Origin of the sequence: Mycobacterium sp. KBS0706 (assembly GCF_005938675.2) — a bacterium.
Classification (GTDB): domain Bacteria; phylum Pseudomonadota; class Alphaproteobacteria; order DSM-16000; family Inquilinaceae; genus Inquilinus.
The window spans coordinates 1-298 of sequence record NZ_VCCH02000414.1 but is presented as its reverse complement, the minus strand read 5'-3'; the positions used below and the strand labels follow the sequence as shown (position 1 = coordinate 298).

The following is a 298-nucleotide window of genomic DNA, read 5'->3' as shown; positions in this document are numbered from 1 at the left end:
ACCCCCAAGGACGCAACGAGCCAGCCAGCCGACACTTCGTCGATGTCATCCCCGGGCCAGACGCTCGACGCCGCGGTCCGGACCGATGCTCCTGCCGGAAGCACGCACCAGATCCAGTATCCTTCTCCCAGGCCCGACCGGATGCGGCTATGGCTCGGCGTGTTCGGAACCGCACTTCTGGCGGCGCTTCTGGTGCCCGGCCTCCTGTGGCGCACGGGCGCGCTTCCGTGGCTGACCACCGGGACCGAGACAGCCAGGCCGCATGGGCCCGCCGTGGTCGTCACCCTGCTGCAGGAAA

1 protein-coding gene is annotated in these 298 nt (G+C 69.5%); it reads left to right on the top strand.

Going from position 1 to position 298, the window contains the following annotated elements:
- Positions 1-42: 42 nt before the first annotated feature.
- The coding region (locus FFK22_RS42515; protein ID WP_143957079.1) for a hypothetical protein at positions 43-298 on the top strand (256 nt) is incomplete at its 3' end.